The following is a 3,052-nucleotide window of genomic DNA, read 5'->3' as shown; positions in this document are numbered from 1 at the left end:
CCGAGTTCGTGGTGCTGCGAGAGTTTCGTCCAGGCGCCGATCGCGCCGGCGGGAAAGCTACCGTGGCGGGGTACGCCTGGTGGAACCACCTGTTGCTCTCCCCCACGGCAAAGTCCGTGCTCGCGGGGCGGGTCCAGCGGCTCGACCAGGCGCGCCTGGCGACGGTCGACTCCCAGGCGTCCGAGCTGCGGCGGATCGAGCGCGACCTGCATGACGGTGCGCAGGCGAGGCTTGTCGCGATGGGCATGACGCTGGGCGCGGTCGAGGAACTGATGGACAAGGACCCGGCGGCCGCCAAGGCCCTGCTCGGCAAGGTCAGGGAGGCCTCCTCCACGGCGCTCGTCGAGTTGCGTGACCTGGTCAGGGGCATCCACCCACCGGTCCTGGCCGAGCGTGGCCTCGGTGACGCGGTGCGCGCCCTGGCGCTGGACAGTCCGCTGAAGGTCACGGTCACCGTGGACCTGGACGCCCGCCCGGACTCGCCCGTCGAGTCTGCCGCCTATTTCTCGATCAGCGAGCTCCTCACCAACGCGACCCGTCACGGTGGCGCCGAGCGGGTGTCGATCGACATCAGCAGCCATGACCACGCGCTGCGCGTCGTGGTCACCGACGACGGCGCGGGAGGCGCCGACCCGTCGCTGGGCAGTGGCCTGCGAGGCATCGAGCGCAGGCTGGCGGCCTTCGACGGGGTGCTCGCGGTCAGCAGTCCGCGCGGTGGCCCGACGACCGCCACGTTCGACCTGCCCAACGCGCTCGCCGAGAAGCGCCGGGACAGCACGCCGCTACCTCGGGGGAAGGCCGTCATCGTCGGGATCTGCTGGGGGCTCGGCTGGCTACCGCTCTTCCCGCAGGGGCTGGTAACGATGGTCATGAAGATCATCGACACCGAGCACCTCAGCTGGTTCCTCGCGCTCTACCTGCCCGAGCCCCTGCAGTGGCCGCTGATCGTCTTCAACATCGCCCTGGGCCTCTCCATGTACGCCGCGGGCATGATCATCCCCGCCATGCACTCCAGCCGGCGCCGGCTGGCGGAGGTCGTGCCGGCCCGCCTATGGTTGGGCCGATGAGCCTTAGAGTCGTCATCGCCGAGGACCTCTACCTCCTGCGGGACGGTCTGGTCCACCTGCTCCAGGCGCACGACTTCGAGGTCGTGGCGGCGGTGGAATCCGGGCCCGAGCTGCTGAAGGCGCTGATCGAGCTCCGGCCCGACGTGGCGGTTGTCGACGTGCGCCTCCCGCCCACGTTCACCGACGAGGGGCTCCAGGCGGCGCTGGCAGCGCGCAGGGCCGTCCCCGGCCTGCCGGTGCTCGTCCTGTCCCAGCACGTCGAGCAGCTGTACGCGCGCGAACTGCTGGCCGACGGCTCGGGGGCGATCGGTTACCTCCTCAAGGACCGGGTCTTCAACGCCGAACAGTTCGTCGACGCGGTCCGCCGGGTCGCCGCTGGAGGCACCGCGATGGACCCGGAGGTGATCGCCAAGCTGCTGGCCAGCACGGTCCGTCACCAGCCGCTCGGCGCGCTGACCCCGCGCGAGCGCGAGGTGCTGGAGCTGATGGCCGAGGGCCGCTCCAACGCGGCCATCTCCCAGCGCCTGTTCCTCAGCGAGAGCGCGGTGGGCAAGCACACGGCCAGTATCTTCGCCAAGCTCGACCTTGTCCCCTCCGATGACGACAACCGCCGCGTGCTCGCCGTCCTGACCTATCTCAACGCGGCCCGGGGCTGACTTTCCCAGGCCCGGACCCTGTTCTGTCGGTCCTAGCGGATAACGTGCTGAAGGACGGTTTCCGCACGTGGCGGTGCTGTTCAGGACGAAGGGATGATCAGGTGAAGTTCCGGGTTAACCGTGATGTCCTGGCCGACGCGGTGGCCTGGGTGGCCCGGGTGCTGCCGAACCGACCGGCCATTCCCGTGCTCTCCGGGCTGCTTCTGGAGGCCGACGGGGACGATCTCGTGCTGTCGGTCTTCGACTACGACGTCTCCGCCCGCGTCTCGATCGAGGCTGTCGTGGCGGAGCCCGGCAGGGCACTGATTCCGGGCCGGATTCTCGCGGAGATCACCCGCAGCCTGCCCGGCGACGTGGTGGAGGTCGCCAGCAGCGGTTCCGAGGCGGTTCTGACCTGCGGCAGCGCGGAGTTCGGCCTGTTGACCATGCCGGTTGAGGATTTCCCCTCCCTCCCCGAGATGCCCCCTAAGATCGGCGCCGTGGGCGGCGGGATCTTCGCGACCGCGGTCGGCCAGGTGGCTCCGGCGGCCAGCCGCGACGAGACCCTCCCCATGCTGACCGGCATCCGGGTCGACATCTCCGGCGACGACGTGACCCTGGCCGCCACCGATCGCTACCGCATCGCGGCCAGGGAGTTCGGCTGGCGCCCCGAGCGGCCGGGCACCGCGGCCGCCGCCATGGTGCCCGCGCGGGTGCTCGTCGAGGTGGCCAGATCGTTGCGCGGCGGCGAGGTCTCCGTGGCGCTGGGTGAGGGCATCGCCGGTTTCGAGAGCGTGGGCAGGGCCACCACCGTCCGCCTGCTCGACGAGCAGTTCATCGACTACCGCGCGCGGCTGACCGACGACTGGTCGATCCGGGCCGACCTGCGGGTGGCCCCGTTCGTCGACGCGATCAAGCGGGTCGCGCTGGTCGCCGAGCGCAACACCCCGATCCGGCTCTCCTTCGGCCAGGGGCAGGTTCTCATCCAGGCGGGTGGCGGTGACATCGGCCGCGGCACCGAGGTCGTCGACGCCGAGTTGTCCGGTGACGACATCCAGATCGCCTTCCAGTCCCACTTCCTGCTCGACGGCCTGAACGGTGTCGAGACCGAGTTCGTCCGGCTCAACATGGAGTCGCCGAGCCGCCCGGCCCTCATCACCGAGGTTCCCGGCGATGCCGACCCCGCCTTCCGCTACCTGGTGATGTCCCTGCGCCTGACCTGAACGCCTTCATGCCCGGCGCACCGGGGGCTCTGGGCACCTGAGCGCCGGCCGTCTCGCTGCCCAGGAGTCCTCGCGAGCCGACTTGTAGGCCGCGTACACCTTGCGGTAGTCATGGCCGCCGCGCGAC

The 3,052-nt window shown here is 70.4% G+C and carries 3 protein-coding genes; all 3 read left to right on the top strand.

The features are described 5' to 3' along the window. Positions 1 to 62: 62 nt before the first annotated feature. Entirely contained in the window at positions 63 to 1,067 is a 1,005-nt protein-coding gene (locus tag ABZ260_RS49220) for a histidine kinase (RefSeq protein ID WP_355632356.1), read from the top strand. After that, positions 1,064 to 1,723: a response regulator transcription factor gene (locus ABZ260_RS49215; protein WP_343970257.1), complete on the top strand. Its 660-nt coding sequence runs from the start codon at positions 1,064 to 1,066 to the stop codon at positions 1,721 to 1,723. The genes ABZ260_RS49220 and ABZ260_RS49215 overlap by 4 nt, the downstream gene beginning before the upstream one ends. A gap of 101 nt (positions 1,724 to 1,824) precedes the next feature. Beyond that, a complete protein-coding gene (gene dnaN / locus ABZ260_RS49210) occupies positions 1,825 to 2,925 on the top strand; it encodes a DNA polymerase III subunit beta (RefSeq protein WP_355632353.1) in 1,101 nt (366 codons plus the stop codon). Positions 2,926 to 3,052 lie beyond the last annotated feature (127 nt).

This window comes from Streptosporangium sp. NPDC006013 (assembly GCF_040614275.1).
In the GTDB taxonomy this organism is placed as follows: domain Bacteria; phylum Actinomycetota; class Actinomycetes; order Streptosporangiales; family Streptosporangiaceae; genus Streptosporangium.
Note: the sequence above shows the minus strand (reverse complement) of the source record. Positions and strands in the feature narration are given on the sequence as shown.

Coding starts and splice junctions, on each gene's coding strand:
- ABZ260_RS49215 (WP_343970257.1), top strand. CDS start 1,064: ATGAGCCTTAGAGTCGTCATCGCCGAGGACCTCTACCTCCTGCGGGAC.